Below are 26,666 nucleotides of genomic sequence, written 5' to 3'. Positions count from 1 at the left end.
ATTAATTTACTGAATTAAATTATGTCTAGTTTATTGGGGTCATTCCACTTTAGATAAAGCACCTAATGGTGTACAAATAGTAAATATAGTTAATCCAAACTCACAAGGAATGTCCCACAATAAATTTAAAGAATATAATGTAAACCCAAAAGGACTTATTCTTAATAACTCTAAAACAGTTACTAACACTCAACTTGCAGGATATATTTCATATAATCCAAACCTTACAAATAATGCCAGTGTTATCTTAAATGAAGTAACAGGAACAAATAAATCTTTACTAAAAGGTTATTCAGAAGTTGCAGGAGCAAGAGCAGATGTAATAGTAGCCAACCCCAATGGTATTACTGTAAATGGTGGAGGATTTATAAATACAAATAAAGCAACACTGACAACTGGAAGACCAACATTTTTAAATGGTTTTGTTAATGGCTTTGATATTACACAAGGTCAAATTCTTATTGAAGGAGATGGGTTCAATGTAAATAACATAAACAAAGTAGAACTCTACTCAAAAGCTCTTCAAATCAATGCAAAATTTTATGCTGATAATCTAAAAGTAGCCACTGGAGATAATCATATAGATTTAGCTGGAAATGTAACAAGTAATGAAACTCTTGGAAGTGGAGTATCTATTGACTCAGCACTATTAGGTGGAATTTATGCAAATACTATAGAACTAATAAGTAGCGATAAAGGTGTTGGAGTAAATTTATCTAGTGAAGTACTTGCTTCGGATAGCGTAGTTTTAAATTCAGCAGGGGATATTACTTTATCAAAAGTTACTGCAAATGATATAACCATAGCTGGTGCAGATAATGTAAAAAATACAAATGAAGTAAATGCAACAAATAGTATAAATATAACTTCAAATAGCGTAGAAAATAGAGGCTACTTTAATAATGAATCAGATATGACTTTTAATGTAAACAGCTTAGATAACTATGCCACACTTTTTAGTGGCAATGATATGTACTTGTATGTAAAGAATAGTTTGTATAATCATGAGTTTGCAAATGTCTTGGCTTATAATAATCTAACCATTGGAAAAGATACACAAAAAACTGCTCTAATCAAAAATGAAAAAGCAAATATAGAGACAATAAATGGAGATATGACTATATATGCTAATGAGTTACAAAATATTACAGATACTCCTTTAAAAGAGGATATTTATGTCTCTACTGAGAATTTTGACTCTAATTCAGAACTGCCAATAGGCTGGGCTGTGGGCGAATTAGCTAAAGAAGGGAGACTAAGTACAGCTTCTAATATGTATAAAAGGGATTATGTAATTCTTAACCCTTATGGAGGAGAAAGTACATATGGAAGTGGCTATTTTTTAGAAAGTTCTGGTGGTCCTCAAGGTTATATACCTTATTCACTAGTATATAGCATCCCAAGTAAATATAAAGCAGGTGTTGAATTTTATGGTGACAATGGTGTACGTGATTTGTATGCCTATACAATAAGGTATGCAAGTTCTAGTGCTCTAAATAGTAAGTTAAATGAATATGCAAATAAATTTGGAGTTTCATATAGACCATATGCATATAATTCACTTCACTATAATCTCCCTGGAAATGAAGTAAGAAGAATAGCCTCAATAAGCACAAAAGATGAAAAGATAGATACTATTCCAAATCCTGCAACTATTCTTTCAGCTAAAAAGATGAATTTGTATGTAAATAATACAAGAAATTATCTATCTCAAATATCATCAAATGATACTTTAAATATAGTGGGTGATTCTTTAAATAACTCAGGGGAGACACTTTATCGTAAAAGTACACTAGGTGGAAGATATCAATATGTATCTGGAGGAGGAGGTCTTTTTCATAGTACACATTATTCTTGGGCATCCCTTCCTTCAAGTACAACTTATAAAACAATAGGGGAAAAATATTCAACAATTTCATCTGCTAGAGATATAATAGGAAATGTAGCAAGTGTAAATAACATAGATATAAAATCAAATCAAGCACCACTTGGTTCAACTGGAAGTACACTAAAACTAGATGAGACTTTAGATAGTGTTGAAGTAGACCCAGATACAAACAAAGTAAAAATTCAACTTCCAAAAAGTGAGTTTGGATTATATATCTACTCAAAAGACCAAAACTATCTTATAGAAAAGAATCCAGCATTTACTTCTTATAATACCTTTATAAGTAGTGATTATATGTTAGGTAAACTAAACTATAAACCAGAAGAAACTATTAAACGTCTAGGTGATGGTTTGTATGAGAGTAAAATAGTAAGAGAATCTGTATTTACTCAAAGTGGAAAAAGATATTTAGCTTCAAATATAACAAGTGATGCAGAACAATTTACCTATCTAATGAATAACGCTTTAGATGTTCAAAAAGACTTAGAACTATCCCTTGGAATCTCCCTCTCAAAAGAACAGATAATATCTCTAAACAAAGATATAGTTTGGATGGAAGAACAAATAGTAAATGGAGAAAAAGTTCTTGTACCTGTAGTATATCTATCAAATGTAGATAATGAAAATGCCTCACTAATCTTAGCCAATGGAGATATAAAACTAGATACTACAAACCTAGTAAATACAGGGAAAATACAAGCAGGAAATGATTTAGTAATAAAAGCACAAAATGATATACTAAACGCAGGAGGGAAACTTCAAGCAAATAATGATGTAACTTTAAATGCAAACAATAATATCACAAACCTAAGTGCAACTATACAAGGAGATGATGTAAATATCACTTCCGATAAGTTTACCTCAGATGTAGCCACAAAAGATATAACAAGAAAGCTAGATAATGGAACTGAAACTAATACCTTAGTTTCTGAAAGCTCAAATATAATCTCAAATAAAAATATAAATATCCAAACAAAAGAAGATATAAACCTAATAGGAACAAATCTAAAAGCTTCTCAAGATGTAAATTTAGTAAGTCAAAATGGTGATGTAAATATAGCCTCAAAAGAGACAAGAAACAATTTCGATAATACTACAAAAACAGGATATAGAAAAGAATCTAAAACAGAGCAAATAAGTTCACATATAGAAGCAAATAATCTAAATGTACAAAGTGATAATATAATTGTTCAAGCTTCAAATATAAATGTAAATGAAAATTTGAATCTTATTGCTAAAAATAATGTGATTATAAAAGAAGCAACAAATGAAAGCTACTTTGATTTAAAACATGAAGTAAAAGGAGGATTCTTTGGAGGAGGAGTAAAACTAGCCCAAACCAAAGACACCAAAACAATAGTATCCTCAATACTAAAAGCAAATAATGTAAATATCACCTCAAAAGATACAAACTTAATAGCTTCTCAAATCATAGCAAATGAAGCACAAATCACAGCAGATATTCTAACCTTGATGAGTAAGAAAGATGTAGATTATGAAAGCTACTTTGAAGACTCAAGTGGTTTTATGACAAAAACTATAACCTCAAAAGGACATGTAAAAGAAAAGGTTGTAGAAGCAAAAATACAAACAGATAAGTTAATCTTTAATAATAAAGATATAACAAATGAATTAAAAGTAGATAATCTAGTAAAAACCCTTTCAAGTCAATATGACCTAAGTATAGACCAAATAAATCTAATAAAACAAATAGCTACCTCAAAAGAGTGGGATGTAAGTACAACCTCTTTAACAGGAGTAGGACAACTTATAGTAGCAGTTATAGTAGCAGTTTGTACAGCAGGAGCAGGAGCTGCATTGATGGGAGTACAAGCAGCAGCAACAACAGCAACAACAGCCGCAGCAACAGCAGCTGCCACAGGAACAGCAGCCGCCGCTGCAACTGCAACCGCTGCTGCAAGTGCCTTGACAACAGCTACTATTCAAGCAGCAGTAGTACAATCCGTAGTGACAGGAGTAACAACCCAATTAGTAACATCAGCAATCACAGGAAATAGCTTTAAACTAAATTCAAAAGCCTTAGTTCTAGGAGCAATAAGTGCAGGGGTTATGTCTTATGCTAGTTCAATGATAGATGTTTCCAAAATGGGGTTAACTGGAACAGCACAAAAAATAGCACAAACAACAGTAAATACTACAGTAAAAACAGGTATTCAATCTGCTGTTTATGGAACTGATTTTAAAGATAGTTTAGTATCAAATCTAGCTATGGCAGGTTCAGATTTAATTGCTCAAGAAGCTTTTAATGAAGTTGGTAATACTTCAATGAATAAGTATCTAGGAGAGGAAAATAAATCTTTAAAAGATGGAGGTTTAACAAAAACACTTCTGCATACAGCAACAGGAGCAGGAATAGCTGCAATAAATGGAGATGATATTTTAGCAGGAGCATTAAGTGCAGGAGCAAGAGAGGCATTGTCTCCATTAACAGCAAATTCTTCTAGAGAGGGGCAACTTTTTATATCACAACTAACAGGAATATTAGTTGGAGGATTAGTTGATGGTGATGCTGGAGCTAAATCAGGGATGGAAATAGCAACAGCAGGAGAACTTTATAATAGACAGTTGCATCAAGATGAAATTAAGTTTATAGAAAAGAAATCAAAAGATTATGCAAAAAAAATATATAATACAGACAATCCAACAGATAAGCAAATACTAAAATCTCAACAAATTTTATATACCGCAGGAAAATATTATAATGATAAATCCACAAAAGCATGGGAAGATGCAAAATTAAAAGAGGTTGGATTAACATATACAAAAGAAGATTTACAAAATGCTTTTGAGTATTTACAAGTTAATAGTAATGGTTTAACTTTTACAGACCAATATAAAGGAATAGTAACATCCCAACCACAACAATATTTCACATCAACAGAAGAACAATATAAAGATAGTAGTTGGATACCTGATAATACGATTGGGATGAAAGATATATCTTTATCAACACTTCCAATAGGTAAGTTTGGATTAACAGGAGGAGTATCAAAGGGGATAAGTTCAACTGCTCTTGAAGTTGGGACTGTTGGTAAGGTTGTTGAGAAAGATATAACTGTTAATGTTACCAAATCAATCGATAATGTTAAAATTCAAAAAATTATATCTATTCCTAAAGGTCAACGACCAAATCCATCTACTTATATGTCTAAAGTTCAAATGGAATCTCAATTAGAAAAGTTTAATGATGGTGCAGTAAGATTTACAACTGAATCAAACTTTAATAAATATGGAATAGCTCAAAGTGATGGAACTTCTTTTATTATGACTAAACAGCAAGCAGATTTATTATTAATAAATGCAAAAGGAAATTCTAGCATAGTAGAAAAAGAGTTAGGGTTACCTTCTGGTTTTTTAGAAACAAATAAAATAGTACGTATAGATATTCCTCAACCTAAAGAATTAAATATAAGAATTCCTTCAGGAAATGAAGCAGGAGTAAATAATTTATGGATTCCTGGTGGAAAATTACCATCTGGTAAATTAGAGGCGGTAATTGATGTGGGGAATATATCTAAATCTCAATATAATACAACAATTATAGAATTTAAGGAATAATATGAAGTTCACAGATTTAATTGTAGATAAAAAGAACTTTTTTTCAATGGGAAAAGAAGAATATAGTGGGAAATACTATTTATCAATACCTGTTTCTAATAGAATGATTGACTATGAGGAGTATTATTGGATTACAAAAGATTTTTTTGATGAATATAATGATAATAAAGATTTAGTTTTAAATTTTGCCGAAGAATGTAGAGAATATAAACATGATGAATTTTTAGTTTTTAAACCAAGTGAAGATAGAGGTGTTGCTAAATGATGGTGGTCAAGTGATAACGATAACTTATTCATATCAATCACAGGAAATAGCTTTAAACTAAATACAAAAGCCTTAGTTCTAGGAGCAATAAGTGCAGGGGTTATGTCTTATGCTAGTTCAATGATAGATAGTTCGCTAGGATTAGATAAATTAGCAAAAACTGAAAAAATCTCCCTTACCCAACAAGTTCAAAGAGGTGTAGCAAATACAGTAGTAAAAAGTGGAGTTAATTCTGCTGTTTATGGAACTGATTTTGAGGATAGTTTAAAAACAGGATTAGTAACAGATATATCAAATGTAGGATTTAGATATGTAGGTGATACTTCTATGTTTAAAGCATACGCAGATGGAAGCTTAGAAAAAGTAGCACTTCATAGTGCAGTAGGAGCAACAACAGCTGCACTTCTAGGAGAAGATATTAAAGCAGGAGCAATAGCAGCAGGAGTAAATGAATTAGCTTCTCCCTTACTAGATGGAATAGATAATGAAAGACAACTAGCACTTTCAGGATTAATAGGAGGATTAAGTGCAGGAGCAGTAGGAGGAGAAGACCAAATAGGTATGGGACAAATTATTGCTCAAAGTGGAACTGAGTTTAATAGACAGCTTCATGCTAAAGAAAAAGCATTAATAGAAAATAATGCAGAAGCCTATAGTAAAGAAAAAGGTATATCTTTAACCCAAGCAAAAAAAGAGTTATATTCAATATTAATGTATTATAATGACAAAGAGTATCAAAATAATGTTTTTCTAGGTTTAAGTGATGAACAAAAACAAGCAGGACTAATCCCTGTAATTGGAGATAAAGTACAACTTAACCCAGCAGAAATGTTTAAAACAATAAATGCTTTAGCTTTACAATCTAAGGATAAAACGATAGGTGGATTTTATAAAGGAGTTGAATTGCACTCACAACCAATATTATCTTCAACACAAGAACAATTTAATAATAGTAGCGTAGATTTTAAAACACCAGATGCAATGGTTGACCCGGCATATTTTATTCCTTTTGGGAAAGTAGGAACTACAGTTGTTAAAGCTACAGAAACTATTGGGAGTAAATCTATTTCAGTTGTTGCCCAAAAAACTGGACAACTTTATGATAATGTAACATTAGGTGTAATTGGTCAAGCTAATAAGTTTGCTCCTAATTTGACTGGTAAATATTTAGCTAATCCTTTAAAAATTACAGGAAATAGCTTAGATTATATAGAAAGTGCTTTTCCTGGTATTCCTGCTAATAGTAAATGGGGAACAAGAGGGTTTTTAACAGGGTATGGATTAGAGAAATATATACAATATACAATCAATCAGGACAATAAATAATGGATAGAATAACAGCATTTTTATTTTTTATGATAGGTGTATCATTTATCTTTATTGATGAGTATAATTTTCGTGGGGTAACATTAAAAACAGATGATTATCCTATTTTTAAATTATTTGGATTACTACTTGCTCTTTTTTGTTTGTATTTATTATTTAAAATAAAAAAAATAGCTAAAAATGAAAATATCAAAGAAATTGAATACACCAAATGCCCAACCTGCAAAGAAACATTCACATACAATGAACTAGAAAAAGGTAAATGTAAAAACTGTAAAGATGTAGATACTATAGAATTAGAAGAGTATTATGAAAAATATCCTGAAGAAAAAGATAATAAAAACCAATGAGTGTAAATCTCTTTTTATTAACTAAAAAAGAAACCCTAACAATAAAAGAAGCAACAAAGCAAGAGTTCTTTGATTTAAAACATGAAGTAAAAGGAGGATTCTTTGGAGGGAAATTAAAACTAGCCCAAACCAAAGACACCAAAACAATAGTATCCTCAATACTAAAAGCAAATAATGTAAATATCACCTCAAAAGATACAAACTTAATAGCTTCTCAAATCATAGCAAATCAAGCACAAATCACAGCAGATATTCTAACTTTGATGAGTAAGAAAGATGTAGATTATGAAAGCTACTTTGAAGACTCAAGTGGTTTTATGACAAAAACTATAACCTCAAAAGGACATGTAAAAGAAAAGGTTGTAGAAGCAAAAATACAAACAGATAAGTTAATCTTTAATAATAAAGATATAACAAATGAATTAAAAGTAGATAATCTAGTAAAAACCCTTTCAAGTCAATATGACCTAAGTATAGACCAAATAAATCTAATAAAACAAATAGCTACCTCAAAAGAGTGGGATGTAAGTACAACCTCTTTAACAGGAGTAGGACAACTTATAGTAGCAGTTATAGTAGCAGTTTGTACAGCAGGAGCAGGAGCTGCATTGATGGGAGTACAAGCAGCAGCAACAACAGCAACAACAGCCGCAGCAACAGCAGCTGCCACAGGAACAGCAGCCGCCGCTGCAACTGCAACCGCTGCTGCAAGTGCCTTGACAACAGCTACTATTCAAGCAGCAGTAGTACAATCCGTAGTGACAGGAGTAACAACCCAATTAGTAACATCAGCAATCACAGGAAATAGCTTTAAACTAAATTCAAAAGCCTTAGTCCTAGGAGCAATAAGTGCAGGGGTTATGTCTTATGCTAGTTCAATGATAGATGTTTCCAAAATGGGGTTAACTGGAACAGCACAAAAAATAGCACAAACAACAGTAAATACTACAGTAAAAACAGGTATTCAATCTGCTGTTTATGGAACTGATTTTAAAGATAGTTTAGTATCAAATCTAGCTATGGCAGGTTCAGATTTAATTGCTCAAGAAGCTTTTAATGAAGTTGGTAATACTTCAATGAATAAGTATCTAGGAGAGGAAAATAAATCTTTAAAAGATGGAGGTTTAACAAAAACACTTCTGCATACAGCAACAGGAGCAGGAATAGCTGCAATAAATGGAGATGATATTTTAGCAGGAGCATTAAGTGCAGGAGCAAGAGAGGCATTGTCTCCATTAACAGCAAATTCTTCTAGAGAGGGGCAACTTTTTATATCACAACTAACAGGAATATTAGTTGGAGGATTAGTTGATGGTGATGCTGGAGCTAAATCAGGGATGGAAATAGCAACAGCAGGAGAACTTTATAATAGACAGTTGCATCAAGATGAAATTAAGTTTATAGAAGAGAAATCAAAAGATTATGCAAAAAAAATATATAATACAGACAATCCAACAGATAAGCAAATACTAAAATCTCAACAAATTTTATATACCGCAGGAAAATATTATAATGATAAATCCACAAAAGCATGGGAAGATGCAAAATTAAAAGAGGTTGGATTAACATATACAAAAGAAGATTTACAAAATGCTTTTGAGTATTTACAAGTTAATAGTAATGGTTTAACTTTTACAGACCAATATAAAGGAATAGTAACATCCCAACCACAACAATATTTCACATCAACAGAAGAACAATATAAAGATAGTAGTTGGATACCTGATAATACGATTGGGATGAAAGATATATCTTTATCAACACTTCCAATAGGTAAGTTTGGATTAACAGGAGGAGTATCAAAGGGGATAAGTTCAACTGCTCTTGAAGTTGGGACTGTTGGTAAGGTTGTTGAGAAAGATATAACTGTTAATGTTACCAAATCAATCGATAATGTTAAAATTCAAAAAATTATATCTATTCCTAAAGGTCAACGACCAAATCCATCTACTTATATGTCTAAAGTTCAAATGGAATCTCAATTAGAAAAGTTTAATGATGGTGCAGTAAGATTTACAACTGAATCAAACTTTAATAAATATGGAATAGCTCAAAGTGATGGAACTTCTTTTATTATGACTAAACAGCAAGCAGATTTATTATTAATAAATGCAAAAGGAAATTCTAGCATAGTAGAAAAAGAGTTAGGGTTACCTTCTGGTTTTTTAGAAACAAATAAAATAGTACGTATAGATATTCCTCAACCTAAAGAATTAAATATAAGAATTCCTTCAGGAAATGAAGCAGGAGTAAATAATTTATGGATTCCTGGTGGAAAATTACCATCTGGTAAATTAGAGGCGGTAATTGATGTGGGGAATATATCTAAATCTCAATATAATACAACAATTATAGAATTTAAGGAATAATATGAAGTTCACAGATTTAATTGTAGATAAAAAGAACTTTTTTTCAATGGGAAAAGAAGAATATAGTGGGAAATACTATTTATCAATACCTGTTTCTAATAGAATGATTGACTATGAGGAGTATTATTGGATTACAAAAGATTTTTTTGATGAATATAATGATAATAAAGATTTAGTTTTAAATTTTGCCGAAGAATGTAGAGAATATAAACATGATGAATTTTTAGTTTTTAAACCAAGTGAAGATAGAGGTGTTGCTAAATGATGGTGGTCAAGTGATAACGATAACTTATTCATATCAATCACAGGAAATAGCTTTAAACTAAATACAAAAGCCTTAGTTCTAGGAGCAATAAGTGCAGGGGTTATGAGTTATGCAAATACTGTATTATCAATAGATTCATTAAATAAAAATATGACTTTTTCTGATTATGCTCAAAATGCTGCTGTTAGAGGAACTGCACAAGGTATTAGTTCTGAGATAATGGGTGGAGAATTTAAAGATGGATTTAAAACAGGGGCAGCTTTATCAGTATTTAATGATGGAGCATTACAAATGAGAAAATATATATTTGATAACTATAATTATGTTGGCAATGGAGAGTTAAGTGAAGGTATAAATGGAGATGGTAGAAAAGGTGGGGGAAGTCATCCAGAAAAAGTTTATGAAAATGGAATATTAACAACTAAACCAATTGATGCACCAACTGGTGGAGCTCAAATGGGAGAAGGAAGATTATTCGGAACACCATATGAAGCAGGAAGTTTTAAAGATAATGTAATAGAGCATTTCGCAGGACCACATGACTTTATGTCTAGCTGGAACTATGAAAATATAGATGGAGTTACATATTTAAAGAATAATGGAGGTTTAGTAAATACAGCAAGTGGATTGTTACTTATCCCTGCTGTACCATTGGCAGCGGCACCATTTATACAAAACAATATTAATGAAATTAATGGTATAAACTATATACAAAAACAAGAAGAGAAAAAAGCGGAAGAAGTTATAAATAATGTCAAGGATAACAGATGAAAATTAGAAACATTGTACTTAGTTTATTATTTATTTTTGTCTTAAATGGTTGTTATTTTAAAACAGCAACTTATAATTCATTTAAATATAAAAGAGAATACTTTGTATTAAAGCATAATAATCAACTTATTCCAAAACAACATAAAGAGCGTAGAGAAATTTATGATGAAAATAGATATATCTACAAATTTAATGGTGATGATTTGAGGTGTGTTTATGGTTATTTAACAAATAGGGATGAAAATCCTGAAAAAGTTATAGATTGGATTATAATATCTGGGGAAGAATATTGCAAGGAAACACCAGGAGTTGGAATGTGGATGTAACTAGTTACACAACAAGACAACTTATTTTAAAAATGCCGTATGCTGAAGGTGGAGTAGTTGATAAAACAGTGGAATACTTTGCAGGACCACATGACTTTATGTCTAGTTGGAATTATGAGAATATAGATGGTACAACATTTTTAAAAAGTGATAGTAATCTTGTAAATACGGCAAGTGGATTGTTGCTTATCCCTGCGGCTCCACTTGCAGCAGCACCATTTATACAAAACAATATTAATGAAATTAATGATATAAACAATATGCAAAAACAAGAGCAGAAAAAAGTCGATAAGATAATGGAAACATATAATCAAAATAAACAGCTAGCACAGGAGATACAAAATGAGAATAAATAATTTATTTTTTATTCTGATATTATTTATGTTTTCAGGGTGTTACATCGGACCTAAGAGTTACGATACATTTCAAAAATTGAATAATTCTATTATCCAAAACAATACTAGCTTTAATAATTATTTAAGAGGTTATATAAAGCAAAATTATAATGAAAATGAATATATATATATAAGAAATAATAATAAAAGAAATGTCCCTAAAGAATGTGTTTATGGATTTATTACAAGAAAAAATGATTCGAAGCAAATACCAGTAAGGTGGGAAGTAATATCAGGTAAAGAATATTGTAAAAAACAACAAAAATGGATATTATCATTTTAAGTAAAAGTTATGAGTAAATATATTTATCCCAATAATATAAACATAGAAGAAGAAAATAAGAAATAGAGAAATAGGGGTCAAGTGATAACGATAACTTATTCATATCAATCACAGGAAATAGCTTTAAACTAAATTCAAAAGCCTTAGTTCTAGGAGCAATAAGTGCTGGGGTTATGAGTTATGCTAGTTCTATGATAGATAGTTCGTTAGGATTAGATAAATTAGCAAAAACTGAAAAAATCTCCCTTACTCAACAAGTTCAAAAAGGTGTAGCAAATACAGTAGTAAAAAGTGGAGTTAATAGTGCACTTTATGGAACTGATTTTAAAGATAACCTAAAAAGTAATCTAGGAAGTACAGTACAAGCAAATCTTTCTTCTTATATAGGAGAAAACTATTTAAATAAAGATATAAAATACCTAAAACATAAAGGATTACATGCTCTTTCAGGAGCAGTAGGTTCAGCAATAGCAGGAAATGATATAGAAAGTGGAGCATTAGGAGCAGTTACTGGAGAAGTGATAGGGGAAGCTGTTGGAAATAATTTGACAGATAAAAATTTTTATACTGATGAAGAAAAAGATATAATTAGATTTAGTAGTAAATTAGGAACAATAATGACGGCAGGAATAAGTGGAAAAAATGTAGAAATTGCATATAATAGTTCTAATATTGCAGTAGAAAATAATGTAATACTTCATGCACCTGGAACTTTTGCAAGTAAAAAGGATGTAGAAGAAAGCTTTAAAGATGGATTAAAAGATTTTTATAAAGATAAAAATTTAATAGTTATAGATAACGGTCGTGATTTAGAAAATAATGATGCAGATAGACAAAAATTAGCAGATAAAATAGTTGATAAAATTGTTGCAATCAAACAAGAAAATCCAAATGAGCCAATTTATTTATCTGGACACTCAAATGGTGGAAATGTTGAAAAAATTGTTACGAATAAACTTGTCGAAAAAGGCTATAAAAATGTTGTAGATGGAATGATGCTTTTAGCTGTACCAACTTTCCATAAATATACAATTAATAATGATGTTTTAACATCCCAAGCAAAAATTATAAATGCCTATGATAAGGATGATCGGGTGCAGTCATATATTAGTGCATTTAGTTCTGATGATATTAGCATTCCAAAACAAATAATTCAGAATAATCCAAAAGTACAAAATATACAAGTGGAGTCACCACCTGTACTTTATAAAGATAATTTTAGTGGAATAGTGTATCAATATTATAAAAATCCTTTTTCTGATCATGTTAATATAGATAGCAAACCTGTTATTGAACAAATTAAAGAAAGTGTATCACATGATTAATATATATTTGAAGTATTTATTAAATGTAGTAAAAATGTTTAAACTATTAATTCTTAGTTTTATTATTTTGTTCATATTACTATTTTGGAATAAAATTATGTGGGATTGGCATTTAATTACCGAATCTAAAGGATATTTACATTTATTGATAAGTATAACTTTTGGAGTTACTATAATTTTGCCATTATTTATAATAAACTTACTGAGTATTATTAAAAAAATTTATTATAAAAATAAGGAAAATATTTTTTATTTTTTATTTTTTATTTTTTATTTTTTATTTTTTTGATTTGTTTAAGTTTTATGCTTATATGCTTTATATTATATACAGCTTACCTTTAGCTATTACAAGTTGTGTAGTTGTTTTAAAAAGTAAGTATTTTTTCAAACGATATTTTTTTATTTTTTTTACTGTTATAAGTGATATAGTTTCAAAATATATTATTTCAGATAATTTTATAAGTATATTTACAACATTCAATGAAGAATATTATCAACAAAATATATATTTAATCCCATTATCTTTTGCTACCATTCAACTATCAATTGAAGCATACTATTTTTATAAAAAAGAAAAACCTAAATGGATAAGATACGAAAGAATGAAAGGATATAAGGAAACATTCAGGAGTAACAAACCAATTAGTAACATCAGCAATCACAGGAAATAGATTTCGATAGAGGTGTCAGGTAATAACGATAACCCCTAATTCAAAAAATTAAATTAAAAAAAATTGCAAAATGCCATAAAAATAAAATAAAGAAAATAGATAGGTTAAAATATTTTATCTTATTTTTCAAGGATAAAATATGGCTAGAAAACCAAGAATAGAGATAGCAGGATATTATCATATTGTTAATAGAGGTGTAGAACAAAGAGTAGTATTTTACGATAAAGATGATTTTAAAATTACACCCCTGGGGTGTAACTTTAGATTATTATTGTTTTATTGCAAAAAAATGTTTTTTTTGATAGAATTTTTTTATGCGGGAGTAGCTCAGTTGGCTAGAGCTTCTGCCTTCCAAGCAGATTGTCGCGAGTTCGAGTCTCGTCTCCCGCTCCAAAAGCCCTATAAAAGAGGCTGTCATTATTTTTTATATAGAGTAATGATAAACTTCGCTCCTGTATGTTGGGTTTTATTGTACTCAAATTGAGTATTTTCTACTTCTAGTCTTCCTTGAAGATGTTTTTCAACTATCTCTTTTGACATATATAGACCAATACCTGTTCCCTCATTTTTTTCTTTTGTTGTAAAATACTGTCCAAAAATTTCTTTTAAATACTCTTCTTTTATTCCACCTGCATTATCTTTTATAGAGATTTCAAGATATTCTTGAGTATCTATTGCTTCAATTATTATATATCTAGGACTTCTATTATTTTGTTCTACAAGAGCATCTTTGGCATTGTTAATAATATTTAGAAATACTTGGATTAGCTCATTTTCATATGATTTGATTTTTATTGAATCATCAATATTATTTATTACTTCTATACTATGTCTTTTGATACTTGAAATAATAACATTGCATACTTTTTCTATAAGTCTTTTGGGATGAAATACTTTTTTTTCTCTTTCTCCTGTGAAAAACTCTTTGAAAAAATCAATTGTAGTCGATAAATAATTGACATTTGACACAACATTTTCCAATGTTTTAACATATGCCTTTTCATCTACCATACCTAGTTCTTTTTGTAGTAGTGTACCTGTAGATTGTGTCATCATTGCTGATAGTGGTTGTTTCCATTGATGGGTTATATTTTCAATCATCTCTCCCATTGCCGCCATTTTTGATTGTTGTAGCATTAGTACATCTTTTTCTTTGTTATTATAAATTTCAAGTTCAATTCTCTCTTTTAGTAAACCATTGTTTTTGTGCAAGATTTTAGTATATTTATTGAAAAATATAATAATTAATAAAAATATTATAGAAGAAGAAAAAAGTAAAATAAGAAATAAAAATTTTGAATCTTTATATTCTGCTTCCATAGGATAAAGAGTTGATAGCATTGCTCTAATATCACCTTTATGCTCATAGAAGCCTGCTTTGTCACCATACCTTTCAATAAGTCCTGATGGAGCAATTTTAGGATCAGAGTGGCATCTCATACAAGCATCAGTTGTAATTTTTGTTGGTATTGCATAATAAAGTGCATCACCATACTCTGTTTTAACAACTTTTTTATAAACCAATAACTCTTTTGTATTAAATTTTTTTAACAATTCTGCTTCTAATTCACTTGCTTTATTGTTAGGATTTCTTGGGTTTGTACTAGAAAATCTTATTTCAATAGGTGGTCGATTTATACTTTTTAAGAGTTCATTATACTCTTCATTAACTCTAGCTGATATATATGTTGAAGACATTAATACTGGACTAAAAAATCCTTCGTCTAAAATATTTTGCTCTTTTAAAGAGTATATTTCATTTTTTTGTCCATGACTTACAAAGTTTCTTAAAGCTTTTACATTGAGTAAGAAATCCTCAATCTTCTCTTCTGCTTTGTGAAAAGAGTAGTATTTTGTCAAATAATAAAAAGATATGTTAAGGATGATAAATAGTAGGATAGAGAGAATATATACTTTATTTTTAAATATAAAATCATTTTTGTTCATTGTTTCTCATTTTAAATATTATTTTTGCTTATAAAATAAAAAATAAATATTTCTTGCATTGTATAAATTTTTCATATTTTATCATAAACTTATCTTATCTAAAAATTAGATAAATTACAAGAACTAAGTAAATTATATAATTATTTAAAAAGAAACAAAATGATTTTTATAGAGATAGATATAAGGAAATTAACAGTAATATATAATCATGAAAAAGATTATAATTTATATATTATTTTTATATTCACTAAATTCAATATTTGCTTCAGATTTGAATTTTACACAAGAAGAGAAAGAATATATAAAAAACTCTCCAAATGTTACTATAGGAACTATGAATAGTTTTACTCCTTTTAGTTTTAAAAAAGATGGAGAATTAGTTGGATTTACACAAGAACTTATAGATATAATATCTCAAAAAAGTGGCTTGAAATTTAAAAAAATGGCTGCTTCTTGGCCTGAAATATATGATCTGTTTTACAATGGAAAAATAGATATTATTTCAGAAGTTTCCTATAGACAAGACAGATTACCTTTTACACTTTATTCATCTCCATATTATGTGATACCAATTGGAGTTTTTACTAGAAAAGATTTTGGAAATTATAATGGAATAAAAAGTTTAAGAAATAAAAAAGTTGGAGTTGTTAAAAATACATTTATAATTGATATTTTACGAAAAGAAAATATTGAAATTGTTGAGTTTGATGATTCGGATGAGAGATTCTTTGCACTTGATGAAAAGAAAATTGATGTAATCATAACAAATATTTTGAGTATTTATAAACTTGAAGATTTAGTTTTACCAAATCTTAAACTTGCTGGTAGATTTGTTCATCCTGATACAAGTAGTGAAGATTTGAGATTTGGGATAGAAAAAGAAAATCCAATACTAGCCTCTATAATAAATAAAACACTTGATTCAATACCTTATTCAACACTAAGCGATCTTAAAAGAAGTTGGATTTTGAATTTAAATAAATCAAATATTTCATTAACTAAAGAAGAGAAAAAATGGATTGATAAAAATAGAATATCAGTGGGAATAGAACCAGCAAAGCCATACATATATTATGATAGTAAAAAAAACACAAATAATGGTTTATACAATGATATTTTACTAAAAGTCTTAGAAAAAACTGGATTAAAAGTTGAGTATGTACATTCATCTTGGGCAAAATTACTAGATGAGTTTAAGAATGAAAAAATCGATTTGCTTCCTGCAACTTTTTACTCTAAAGAGAGGGAAGAGTTTGGACTTTTTAGTGATGAATTTTATAAAGTAAGAGAGTATATTTATATTTCAAATAAAAATGAAAAGATACGAAACTTTAAAGACTTAGAAGGAAAAAAAGTTGCCATTACAAAAGGGTATGCAACTATTGATAAAATTAGAAAAAAGTTTCCCAAAATTAAAATTATTGAAACCTCGGGACTAGGTGAGTCTACAAGTAAAGTTTTGAATGGTGAAGTTGATGCTTTGGTTGATTATCATTTAGTTGTTGAAAATTATATTCGTGATAATTCAATTGTAGGATTAAAAGATATTGCTCAAAATGATTTAAGTGCCGTATCTGTTCATTTTCTCTCAAATAAAAGTAAACCTACCCTTCAAAGAATTTTGCAAAAAGGGTTAGACAATATATCAAGAGAAGAGATGAACAACATACTTCGAAAATGGGTACGGGAACCTTATGACAATGATACAGAAAATCAAAATTTACTCACAGACAATGAAAAAGAGTTTATAATAAAACATCAAAAGATTAGATTTGCAGTTGTATCCAATAGACCACCATTTGAGTTTATAAAAGATGGGAAAGCATCTGGTATTGCTGTTGAATATATAAAAAAGAGTGCAGAAAATGTTGGTCTTGATGTAGAATTTATAAATAATAATATGCCAATGGCAAAAGCATATAAAACAATTGAAACATCAAGAGATAAGTTTGATACTATTTTATTTAGTGTCAAAAATGAACAAAGAGCAAAAAGGTTTTCTTATGGAAGTGCCTTTCTATCTTATCCTATGATGATTATAAAGCACAAAGATTCTGCATATATTGGCTCAATGAAAGACTTGTCAGGTAAAACTGTAGCTATAGAGGAAAACTTTTTGACTAATAAGTGGATAAAAAGAGATTATCCTAAAATCAAGATTGTTAATTTTAAAGATACAAAAGATGCTTTAACTAATCTAGATGAAAAAAAAGTAGATGCATATGTGGGTAATCTTGCAGTTGCCAATTATTTAAGTGTATTTGGCGATTTAAATAATATAAAAGTTGCAGCACCATCTGGTTATGGAAATATTGAGTTTAGTTTTATTGCACCAAAAGAGTGGCCAGAACTTGCTTCAATCTTATCAAAAGGGTTTAATCAAATAACTCCAATAGAACATACTGTTATACAGCAAAGATGGTTCTCTCTTCAAACAATAGATAGAATAAATTATTCACTTATTTGGAAGGTTGTTGCTGTTTCTATATTTATTATCTTATGGATTTTATGGTGGAATAGAAAAATAGCTACAGAAAAAGATAGAACAAAAAATGCTTTAAATCAATTACAAGATGCTCAACATAAATTGGAGCATAAAAATATTGAAGTTAATGATGCTAAAAACTTTTTAGAGTCAGTTTTAGATGAGAGTCCAGATTTAATTATTATAAAAGATTATGAAGGAAAGTTTTTATTGGTAAATAAAGCAGTTGCCAAATTATATCGTACAACTATAAATAATATGATTGGTAAATATGATAGTGATTTTAAACATGCTAAACAAATGTCAGATTTTTTTAACAAAAATATTAAACAAATTATTGATAATAATAAAACCGAAGTTTCATATGAAGATTTTAATAAAACAGAGCATTATATTACTACAAAAAAACCTTTTACAAATGAAAAAGGTGAAAAACTAATTTTGATTATTGCACATGATATATCAACTATTAAAAAGCTAGAAGATGAACAACTCAAACAACAACAATTATTATTAAATCAATCTAAAATAGCAGCTATGGGAGAGATGTTAGGTAATATTTCACATCAATGGAGACAACCTTTATCTGTTATAACTACACAAGCATCTTCTATAGGATTATTATTAGATGTTGGTAAAAAAATATCAGATGAAGATTTACTTGAATATAGTTCAAGTATTATGCAACAAGCAAATTATTTATCTAAAACAATAGATGACTTTAGAAACTTTTTTACATCTGATTCAAGTACAAAACATGTGTATAACTTAAAAAATATCTTTTTTAAATTAGATGATTTGATTAAAATTCCTTACAGTAATAATTTTATAAAAACTATCAATCAAATAGATGATGATATAAAGCTTGAGTTAAATGAGAATATTTTAATTCAAGCTTTTATAAACATATATAATAACTCAAAAGATGCTTTTATTGAGAATAATATAAGTACAGATGATAGATACTTGTTTTTAAGAGTAACAAAAGATAAAGAAAAAGTAGTTATTACTTTTAAAGATAGTGCAGGTGGAATTGAGAAAGGTAGTATGGATAAAATATTTGAGCCATATTATACTACTAAACACAAATCTGTAGGTACAGGTATTGGGCTATATATGTCAAACCAAATCATTACCAAACACTTAAAAGGTGAAATAAGTGCTACAAATGAAACTTATACATATAATGACAAAACTTATACTGGAGCAAAATTTACAATCACCTTGCCACTATAATATTGATTGTTTATTTTTTATACAATAAATTTAATCAAAGGATTATCTATATTGATATAATTATTTTATGTAATTTCATTTATTCATTAAAAGAGTTTGAAGTTTTTTGATTCTCCATCATTTTGTACTTCAACTCTTTTTTATTTATATAAAATATTTTAATATATGTTAATTGTTTTGTTGTACTTTGTTCATCTCTTCTTTAAAAACACCAATGAAATGATTTACAATCTTGCCATCTAAATGTTTCGACATTTCCTTTTTCATCATAACCAATGTATTGAAAGTACCTGTTGAGTTTTTATAGCTTTTATTTGTTGTCAATGCATCAAATACATCACATATTCCAATAATCTTTGCGAATATATCTATTTGTTCATCTTTTAATTTATCTGGGTATCCTGTGCCATCTACTCTTTCATGATGGTTTTTTATTCCTGCTAATATACTTTTATTTGTTATTCCTATTTGTCTTGCTAATGCCCAACCTAACATAGGATGTTTTTTGACTTCATTAAATTCGTGTTCTGTTAATAAGCCATTTTTATTGATAATGCTATCACTAATTTTACTTTTTCCTAAATCATGTAATAAAGCAGATGTACCAAGGTCTTCCAAATCTTTTTTGTTCATTCCAATGTGTTTTCCAAGACATATGGCATAAACACTTACATTTAAAGAGTGTGTATGGGTATAATAATCACTTGCAAGAATTGTTATAAAAGAACTAACTGAAAAATTATCATGTAAAATTGTGGATACCATATCATTGGAAATAATTTCTAGTTCTGCTACATTTTTCAAAGCTTGGGGATTTTCAAATATTTTATTTATTGTTTCACCTACATTTGAATAAAAATCTTTCATGTTTTTTGGTATAAGTTTTAACTTCATAAAATCATTATAATGATTTTCATAAAACTCTTTTTCATCTTCATGTACATATAAATAAGTATAATCTAATAGATTTTCAATATCATATTGTAGAAGTTTTCTACCTCTTGTAGAAAGTGAAGAGAGCTCTTCTTCTTTAGATTTTTTTCCATATAAATCGAAAAAAAACTCAACATTTTCTTCTATGATTACCTTATTAACAAGGTATTATGTATTTGTATTTATTTTATGTTCGGACATGCTCATTATAATACCTATTTATTTTAAGTGTAAAAGTTATAAATAGTATTATATAATAAATAAAAGTTATATTAAAAATACAACTATATGAAATAAATTAGCTATTAAATTGTTTATTTGTAATTATTGTGCTTTTAGAAAATCTGTGATTATTCTCTTGTGGTCAAAGACTAATTTATCAAGTGGTAGTTCATCTTTTTTGTAGATAAAAACATCTTTTGCATCATCTTGAGCAAGTGGTTCTCCATATGCTTTACAAACATATACAACTGATACCGTATGAAATCTTTCATCTCTTTTAGGATCTGAATAAACACCAAGTAGTGATTCAATAGTAACATCTAAAGACGTTTCTTCTTTCATCTCTCGAATAAGTGCTGTTTCAACTGTTTCTCCAATATCAACAAAACCTCCAGGTAAAGCAACTCCTAAAGGTCTGTTTAGTCTCTCAATTAAAACGATACCTCTAAAGTTATTCTTTTTATCATAGAGTTGAATAATGCCATCGACTGTTAAATAGGGTGTTTTAATCATTGTTTTATCTTACTCATGTGTATAAAATGCTCTATCTCCTGCATCACCAAGACCTGGTCTGATATATTTGTTATCATCAAGTCTTTCATCAATTTGAGCAATATAAATATCAACATCAGGATGAGCTTCTTGTACTGCTTCTATTCCTTCTGGTGCTCCTAGGATATTTAAAGAGATAATTCTTTTTGCACCTTTACTTTTTAAATAAGCAATACCGTCTATTAAAGACCCACCAGTTGCTATCATTGGATCAAGTAGTAATACAGTTTTATCTTCAAGTTCTGGAATATTTTCATAAAATAGTTTCGATAGGGCTGTCTCTTCATCTCTTTTCATTGCTAAAAATCCACTTCTAGCATACGGGAGTGTTCTTAAAATACCAGTTAGCATTGGTTCCCCAGCTCTTAAAATTGGCACAAGTACAAGTTTTTGTACTTCTATCATCTGTACATCTAACGGCCCTTGCCAAGTATTTATATTTTGTGTAACTGTATTAAAATCTGATAGGGCTTCTGCTGCTATTATTCTTGAAATCTCTTCAATCGTAAGTCTAAATTCATTTGATGCTGTTCTTACATCTCTAAGTCTATTTATAAGGTGTTTTACAAGTATATTGCTACTTTCTTGGTACATTATTTATCCTAATTTATTTTATTATATAGGCACGATTTTATCTAAAAGCTTCTTATAGTATAGACAATCATTCACAAAATATTAACCATTATTTAGTTATTATTCTCAATAATTTTAATAAAAAAGAGGATGAATGAAACCCACAGATTATAATATTAGAATAAAAGATTCTATCTTAGGTATACAGTTTTTATTTGTTGCTTTTGGTGCACTAGTACTTGTACCAATTTTAACAGGACTTGATGCAAATGTTGCACTTTTTACAGCAGGACTTGGTACTTTAGTATTTCAGTTTGTAAACAAAGGTGCTATTCCTCCTATATTTTTAGCTTCCTCTTTTGCTTTTATTGCGCCTATTTCATATGGTGTAAAGACTTGGGGAATAGCAGCTACAATGTCAGGGCTTCTTGTTGCAGGTTTATTTTATGTGGTTCTTAGTTTTATTATTAGATTAAGGGGTGATGGCTTTATTCATAAACTTTTACCAGCTGTTGTGGTTGGTCCTGTAATTATTTCTATTGGACTTATCTTATCTCCTGTTGCTGTTAATATGGCTATGGGTAAAACAGGTGATGGAGCTATTGCATTAGTTCCCTTTGATACTGCAATTATTATCTCTATGATTTCACTTTTTACTATGGTATTTATTTCACTTTTAGGAAAAGGAGTATTTAGACTAATTCCTATTTTAGGTGCAATTATAGTTGGGTATATAATTTCAATATTTTTTGGAATAGTTGATTTTTCAATTGTAGAAAAAGCCTCTTGGTTTGCAATACCAAACTTCACAGCGCCAGAGTTTAATTGGCAAGCAATACTTTTTATTTTACCAATTGCTATTGCTCCTGCAATAGAGCATATTGGAGATATGTTAGCTATTTCAAATGTAACAAAAGTAGATTATCTTAAAAAGCCAGGGCTTAAAAACACTCTTTTAGGTGATGGATTAGCAACATCAGTTGCCTCACTTTTTGGTGGACCACCTAATACTACTTATTCAGAAGTTACAGGGGCGGTTACAGTTACAAAAGCTTTCAATCCTGCTATTATGACTTGGGCTGCAATTGCTGCTATAGTTTTAGCTTTTGTTGGAAAATTAGGTGGCCTTTTAGCTACTATTCCAGTACCTGTTATGGGTGGAATTATGTTATTACTTTTTGGAATTATCGCAAGTGTGGGTATCTCTACCTTAGTTCGAGCGAACATCGACTTTAATTGTCCTAGAAACTTAGTTATTGTTTCTATGATTTTAGTATTTTCAATTGGAGGTATGACTTTTAATTTCTGGGGTGTTTCATTTTCAGGAATTGGACTTGGAGCAATTACAGGTATATTTTTAAATCTAATTCTTCCACAACCTAGAAAAGAAGACCATATTATTTAGATAAAAGGAAAAAACTTCTTTTATCTTCTATTTCATAAAATTTCTCTCTTGTCACTATATTGATACCATTTTTATTTAAAATGCCATTAACTGATAAAACAGGGAGAAATAAAATGAAAAAACTTATTAAAGATATTGAATTAGCTAATAAAAGCACAGATTCTAAAGAGTTGAAAAAACTCTCAAAATCATCTCATTATAAAGTTAGAAGAGCAGTATCACGAAACTTGCATACTTCTCAAAAAACTTTAAAAAAACTACAAGAAGACCCCATATTAAATGTGGCATTTATGGCAAATGTAAATGCAAAAAAGAAAATATCATTTAAAGATTCGCCTTCACTTAGTAACCCATGTGTTAGTTGTGAAGAAGATGAGTCTTTATTTCATATCATATGTAAAACCTGTAAAAAAAACAATTACTCAAAAGCAGAAAAAGTTTATAGTTAAATTAAATTTAAAGAATTTATAATATTTATCTTAAATACCTATAGCTATTCGCTTCTTCAAGAGGGAGAAAAATAAAGTTTTACAAAACAATAGAATACTTATTAACAATATCCAAAAGCATCTCCCCCGCTTTATGAGACTTTTCAAGTGTCAATCTATCTTTGGTACCTGAAATACCAACTGCGCCTATAAGTATATTTTGATGATTGAACAGTGGAACAGCAACACATCTCATACCATCTTGATACTCTTTATCATCTATTGAGTAACCTTTTTCTCTTACTTCATTTAGTATATTTTCTAGGCTTATTATATTTGTGATAGTGTTGTGGGTATATGAGTTTAATTTGACTTTTTCTAAATCATAGTTTCCAAAGGCTAAGATTGATTTACCTAAAGCATTTGTATGTAAGGGTGCTTGTAGTCCTATTTTATTTCTAGTTTTTATTTTTCTAGTTGAGTTATCAAATTGATTTAAGTACAAAATCTTGTAGTTATCAAAGATCCCTAAATATGAGCACTCATTTGTTATGGCGTATATTTCTTCAAGTAGAGCTTTTGTTTTTTTTACCATAAGTTCTATTCTTGTTTTATTATTTGTAGAGCTATTTATATCTGTGGCTATGAGTTCATTTGATTTCTCTAAGTATGTTATAAAACCCTCATCATAAAGTGTTTTTAGAAGTCTAGACATAGTGCTTTTTTCTATATCTAATTTTTCGCATAATTGTTTTGCTAAGATAGGTTTACCATGATTTACTATTGTCTTGTAAACTTGTAAACCCTTTGCAAAAGACTTGTTAGTTGACATAATAACTCTTTTTAATTTATTATATCAAATAACAGAACTACTTTGGTAGTTCTGTTATAAAGTTTTAAACAAGAAGTTCGTTGAATTTTGCAAGCCATTTTGGGTGTGCTGGCCATGCAGCTGCTGTTACTAGGTTTCCATCTACGTAGGCATCTTCAAAACCAATATCAGCCCATTTTCCTCCATTTGTTGTAAGGTCTGGTGCACAAGCTGGGTAACAAGAACAAGTTCTATCTTTAACAATTCCTGCTGCAACTAATACTTGAACTCCGTGACAAACAGAAGCTATAGGTTTATTTTTAGAGTTGAAGTTTTGAACTATCTCTAAAACTCTTGGAGTTAATCTTATGTATTCAGGAGCTCGTCCACCTGGTATCAAAAGTGCATCGTAGCTGTTTTCATCAATCTCATCAAAAGTAGCATTTAATGTAAAATTATGACCAGGTTTTTCTGTATATGTTTGGTCACCTTCGAAATCATGGATTGCAGTTTTTATTTGCTCTCCTTCTTTTTTATTGGGACAAACAACATCAACACTATGACCTAACATTAAAAGACATTGAAATGGAACCATCATCTCATAATCTTCAACAAAATCTCCAGCTATAATAAGTATTTTTTTTGACATAAAATCTCCTTTTTGTTAATTAAGAAATTTTATAGGATTAAATTTAATAGTAAATTTATTTTTGGATTAGTTTTTTCTAGTTGCATATTGTGCAACCTCGAAACTGTATTTTGTATAAAATCTTAAAAAAGATATAATAAAAAAAATAAAATTAAAAGATAAATATAGATGATAGATTATAATAAAAAATTAACTTTACACAGAGAACTATATCCTATGAGTGATATTGATATTTCCTGCGAAAGTGATAGGGGAAGAATATTATCAGCCCCAGCTCTTAGAAGACTACAAAAGAAGACACAAGTTTTCCCTTTAGAGTTAAACGCAGCTGTACGAAGTAGGCTAACTCACTCCTTAGAAGTATCTCAAACTGCAAGGTTTATTGCTAAAACTATTATAAAAAAGAGTGAAGGGAAATATGGCTTAGAAGAGTTAAAAGATGTTTTTATCTCAACTGCTGAAATGACAAGTTTATTGCATGATATTGGTAATCCTCCCTTTGGACACTTTGCAGAAGTTGCAATAAACTCTTGGATGCAAAATTCTGGGCTTAAGATTTTAGATGATTTGATTGAAGTTGGTGATAAAAACAGAGCTTTTAAAGAGATGCTAGTAAGAGATATTTGTAATTATGATGGAAATGCACAAGCAATTAGAGTAGTTGCAAGACTACAAAGACTAAATCTATCCTATTGTCAAATTGCATCTATTATCAAATATACAAGAGGAGCATATGAACCAAAACCTGCCAAAAGTGAAGAACTGTATTATATAAAGAAGAAGCCAGGTTTTTATTACAGTGAAAAAGAGCTTATCGAAAATATTTATGAAGCCTTAGATACTAAAACTGGGCATCGTTTTCCCATAACATATATCATGGAAGCAGCTGATGATATTAGCTATTTAAATGCAGATTTAGAAGATGCTGTTGATAAGGGAATATTAGACTTTGAACAAATATACAATCTTATAAAAAAAGAGTGCGAAAAACTTGATGAAACTTACTTATTAGACCTTGTAGATGTGTTTTATAAAAAAGCAAAAGAAAAAGAAGATGAACCATATCAATTCAATCTTTTTTGGACTTTAACAAGAGCTAAATTAACCCATGCCTTAGTAGAACATGTTTCAACTGTATATCTAAATAATCACGAAGATATTTTTACAGGAAGATTTGATAGTGCTTTATTGGAGTTTGATAAACAAAGCAAATATACAAAAGCAATAACAGTTTTACAAAATATATCTGTAAAATATATTTATAATAATAAAGATGTACAAACCTTAGAGCTAAAAGGCCATAAAATATTAACTACACTTTTTGACACTTATTCAGTCTTGTTAAAACTTGATTTTAGAGAATTTGAAGATTTAGTAGATGATAAAAGAATATCTTGTTTTATGTCTCAAAGACTTATTAGAAGATTATCTTCAAAGCATATAGTTGCATATAAAAGTGCAACTGCAAAACTCTCAAATGATGATATGGAAAAATATAAGCTAGAAGAGTGGTATTATAGAACTAGACTTATTATTGATTATATTACTGGCATGACTGATGATTTTGCTTATAATGAATTTAAAGTTTTATCTGCTTTGGAAGCTTAAAATC

General features: G+C 29.2%; 21 protein-coding genes and 1 tRNA gene. 16 read left to right on the top strand and 6 right to left on the bottom strand.

Features of this window, described 5'->3' with window-relative positions:
* Window positions 1–13 precede the first annotated feature (13 nt).
* The 12 genes from ACNI28_RS02300 to ACNI28_RS02245 all read left to right on the top strand — a co-directional run bounded on the left by ACNI28_RS02300 (window position 14) and on the right by ACNI28_RS02245 (window position 14,206).
* Window positions 14–5,467, top strand: coding sequence for a two-partner secretion domain-containing protein (locus ACNI28_RS02300; protein ID WP_419766440.1), 5,454 nt, complete (start codon window positions 14–16; stop codon window positions 5,465–5,467).
* Window position 5,468: 1 nt separating this feature from the next.
* Window positions 5,469–5,732 (top strand): hypothetical protein, encoded by a 264-nt coding sequence (locus tag ACNI28_RS02295; RefSeq protein ID WP_419765267.1) that lies wholly within the window; start codon window positions 5,469–5,471, stop codon window positions 5,730–5,732.
* Window positions 5,733–5,762: 30 nt separating this feature from the next.
* On the top strand, window positions 5,763–7,058 hold the full coding sequence (locus tag ACNI28_RS02290) for a DUF637 domain-containing protein (protein ID WP_419766439.1): 1,296 nt from the start codon (window positions 5,763–5,765) through the stop codon (window positions 7,056–7,058).
* Entirely contained in the window at window positions 7,058–7,408 is a 351-nt protein-coding gene (locus ACNI28_RS02285; protein WP_419765269.1) for a hypothetical protein, read from the top strand. Before ACNI28_RS02290 ends, ACNI28_RS02285 begins: the two co-directional genes overlap by 1 nt.
* Window positions 7,405–9,777, top strand: coding sequence for a DUF637 domain-containing protein (locus tag ACNI28_RS02280; protein WP_419765268.1), 2,373 nt, complete (start codon window positions 7,405–7,407; stop codon window positions 9,775–9,777). Before ACNI28_RS02285 ends, ACNI28_RS02280 begins: the two co-directional genes overlap by 4 nt.
* Before the next feature lies 1 nt (window position 9,778).
* Window positions 9,779–10,042, top strand: coding sequence for a hypothetical protein (locus ACNI28_RS02275; RefSeq protein ID WP_419765267.1), 264 nt, complete (start codon window positions 9,779–9,781; stop codon window positions 10,040–10,042).
* A 102-nt stretch (window positions 10,043–10,144) separates the two neighbouring features.
* The gene (locus ACNI28_RS02270) at window positions 10,145–10,813 is read left to right on the top strand and encodes a hypothetical protein (protein ID WP_419765266.1); all 669 of its coding nucleotides are present in this window, start codon (window positions 10,145–10,147) and stop codon (window positions 10,811–10,813) included.
* On the top strand, window positions 10,810–11,139 hold the full coding sequence (locus tag ACNI28_RS02265) for a hypothetical protein (protein ID WP_419765265.1): 330 nt from the start codon (window positions 10,810–10,812) through the stop codon (window positions 11,137–11,139). The genes ACNI28_RS02270 and ACNI28_RS02265 overlap by 4 nt, the downstream gene beginning before the upstream one ends.
* The gene (locus tag ACNI28_RS02260) at window positions 11,130–11,495 is read left to right on the top strand and encodes a hypothetical protein (RefSeq protein ID WP_419765263.1); all 366 of its coding nucleotides are present in this window, start codon (window positions 11,130–11,132) and stop codon (window positions 11,493–11,495) included. Before ACNI28_RS02265 ends, ACNI28_RS02260 begins: the two co-directional genes overlap by 10 nt.
* Entirely contained in the window at window positions 11,482–11,817 is a 336-nt protein-coding gene (locus ACNI28_RS02255) for a hypothetical protein (RefSeq protein ID WP_419765261.1), read from the top strand. The genes ACNI28_RS02260 and ACNI28_RS02255 overlap by 14 nt, the downstream gene beginning before the upstream one ends.
* 101 nt (window positions 11,818–11,918) lie before the next feature.
* Window positions 11,919–13,142 (top strand): DUF637 domain-containing protein, encoded by a 1,224-nt coding sequence (locus ACNI28_RS02250; protein WP_419766438.1) that lies wholly within the window; start codon window positions 11,919–11,921, stop codon window positions 13,140–13,142.
* Between the two features lie 987 nt (window positions 13,143–14,129).
* Window positions 14,130–14,206 (top strand) — tRNA-Gly (locus ACNI28_RS02245).
* Window positions 14,207–14,230: 24 nt separating this feature from the next.
* Here the strand turns inward: ACNI28_RS02245 and ACNI28_RS02240 are convergent.
* Window positions 14,231–15,760 (bottom strand): c-type heme family protein, encoded by a 1,530-nt coding sequence (locus tag ACNI28_RS02240; RefSeq protein ID WP_419765260.1) that lies wholly within the window; start codon window positions 15,758–15,760, stop codon window positions 14,231–14,233.
* A gap of 208 nt (window positions 15,761–15,968) precedes the next feature.
* Here ACNI28_RS02240 and ACNI28_RS02235 point away from each other — a divergent pair, with 208 nt between their 5' ends.
* On the top strand, window positions 15,969–19,481 hold the full coding sequence (locus tag ACNI28_RS02235) for a transporter substrate-binding domain-containing protein (RefSeq protein ID WP_419765258.1): 3,513 nt from the start codon (window positions 15,969–15,971) through the stop codon (window positions 19,479–19,481).
* A gap of 168 nt (window positions 19,482–19,649) precedes the next feature.
* Here ACNI28_RS02235 and ACNI28_RS02230 read toward each other — a convergent pair whose 3' ends face one another.
* The 3 genes from ACNI28_RS02230 to upp all read right to left on the bottom strand — a co-directional run bounded on the left by ACNI28_RS02230 (window position 19,650) and on the right by upp (window position 21,782).
* Window positions 19,650–20,375: an HD-GYP domain-containing protein gene (locus tag ACNI28_RS02230; RefSeq protein ID WP_419765257.1), complete on the bottom strand. Its 726-nt coding sequence runs from the start codon at window positions 20,373–20,375 to the stop codon at window positions 19,650–19,652.
* A 363-nt stretch (window positions 20,376–20,738) separates the two neighbouring features.
* On the bottom strand, window positions 20,739–21,149 hold the full coding sequence (locus ACNI28_RS02225) for an NUDIX domain-containing protein (protein WP_419765256.1): 411 nt from the start codon (window positions 21,147–21,149) through the stop codon (window positions 20,739–20,741).
* A gap of 9 nt (window positions 21,150–21,158) precedes the next feature.
* A complete protein-coding gene (gene upp, locus ACNI28_RS02220; RefSeq protein WP_419765255.1) occupies window positions 21,159–21,782 on the bottom strand; it encodes a uracil phosphoribosyltransferase in 624 nt (207 codons plus the stop codon).
* Between the two features lie 133 nt (window positions 21,783–21,915).
* Between upp and ACNI28_RS02215 the strand changes: the two genes are divergently transcribed.
* Window positions 21,916–23,166: a uracil-xanthine permease family protein gene (locus ACNI28_RS02215; protein ID WP_419765254.1), complete on the top strand. Its 1,251-nt coding sequence runs from the start codon at window positions 21,916–21,918 to the stop codon at window positions 23,164–23,166.
* 113 nt (window positions 23,167–23,279) lie between these two features.
* On the top strand, window positions 23,280–23,615 hold the full coding sequence (locus tag ACNI28_RS02210) for a hypothetical protein (protein WP_419765253.1): 336 nt from the start codon (window positions 23,280–23,282) through the stop codon (window positions 23,613–23,615).
* A 79-nt stretch (window positions 23,616–23,694) separates the two neighbouring features.
* Here the strand turns inward: ACNI28_RS02210 and ACNI28_RS02205 are convergent, their stop codons facing one another.
* Both ACNI28_RS02205 and ACNI28_RS02200 read right to left on the bottom strand, forming a co-directional pair.
* Window positions 23,695–24,426: an IclR family transcriptional regulator gene (locus ACNI28_RS02205; RefSeq protein ID WP_419765252.1), complete on the bottom strand. Its 732-nt coding sequence runs from the start codon at window positions 24,424–24,426 to the stop codon at window positions 23,695–23,697.
* Window positions 24,427–24,490: 64 nt separating this feature from the next.
* Window positions 24,491–25,054, bottom strand: coding sequence for a DJ-1/PfpI family protein (locus ACNI28_RS02200; protein WP_419765250.1), 564 nt, complete (start codon window positions 25,052–25,054; stop codon window positions 24,491–24,493).
* A 168-nt stretch (window positions 25,055–25,222) separates the two neighbouring features.
* Between ACNI28_RS02200 and dgt the strand changes: the two genes are divergently transcribed.
* Window positions 25,223–26,662, top strand: coding sequence for a dGTPase (gene dgt, locus ACNI28_RS02195; protein WP_419765248.1), 1,440 nt, complete (start codon window positions 25,223–25,225; stop codon window positions 26,660–26,662).
* Window positions 26,663–26,666: the final 4 nt, after the last annotated feature.

Source organism: Arcobacter denitrificans (SeqCode) (assembly GCF_048571185.1).
Classification (GTDB): Bacteria; Campylobacterota; Campylobacteria; order Campylobacterales; family Arcobacteraceae; genus Arcobacter; species Arcobacter denitrificans.
The sequence above is the reverse complement of the archived record's forward strand: the minus strand, read 5'-3'. Positions and strand labels throughout refer to the sequence as shown.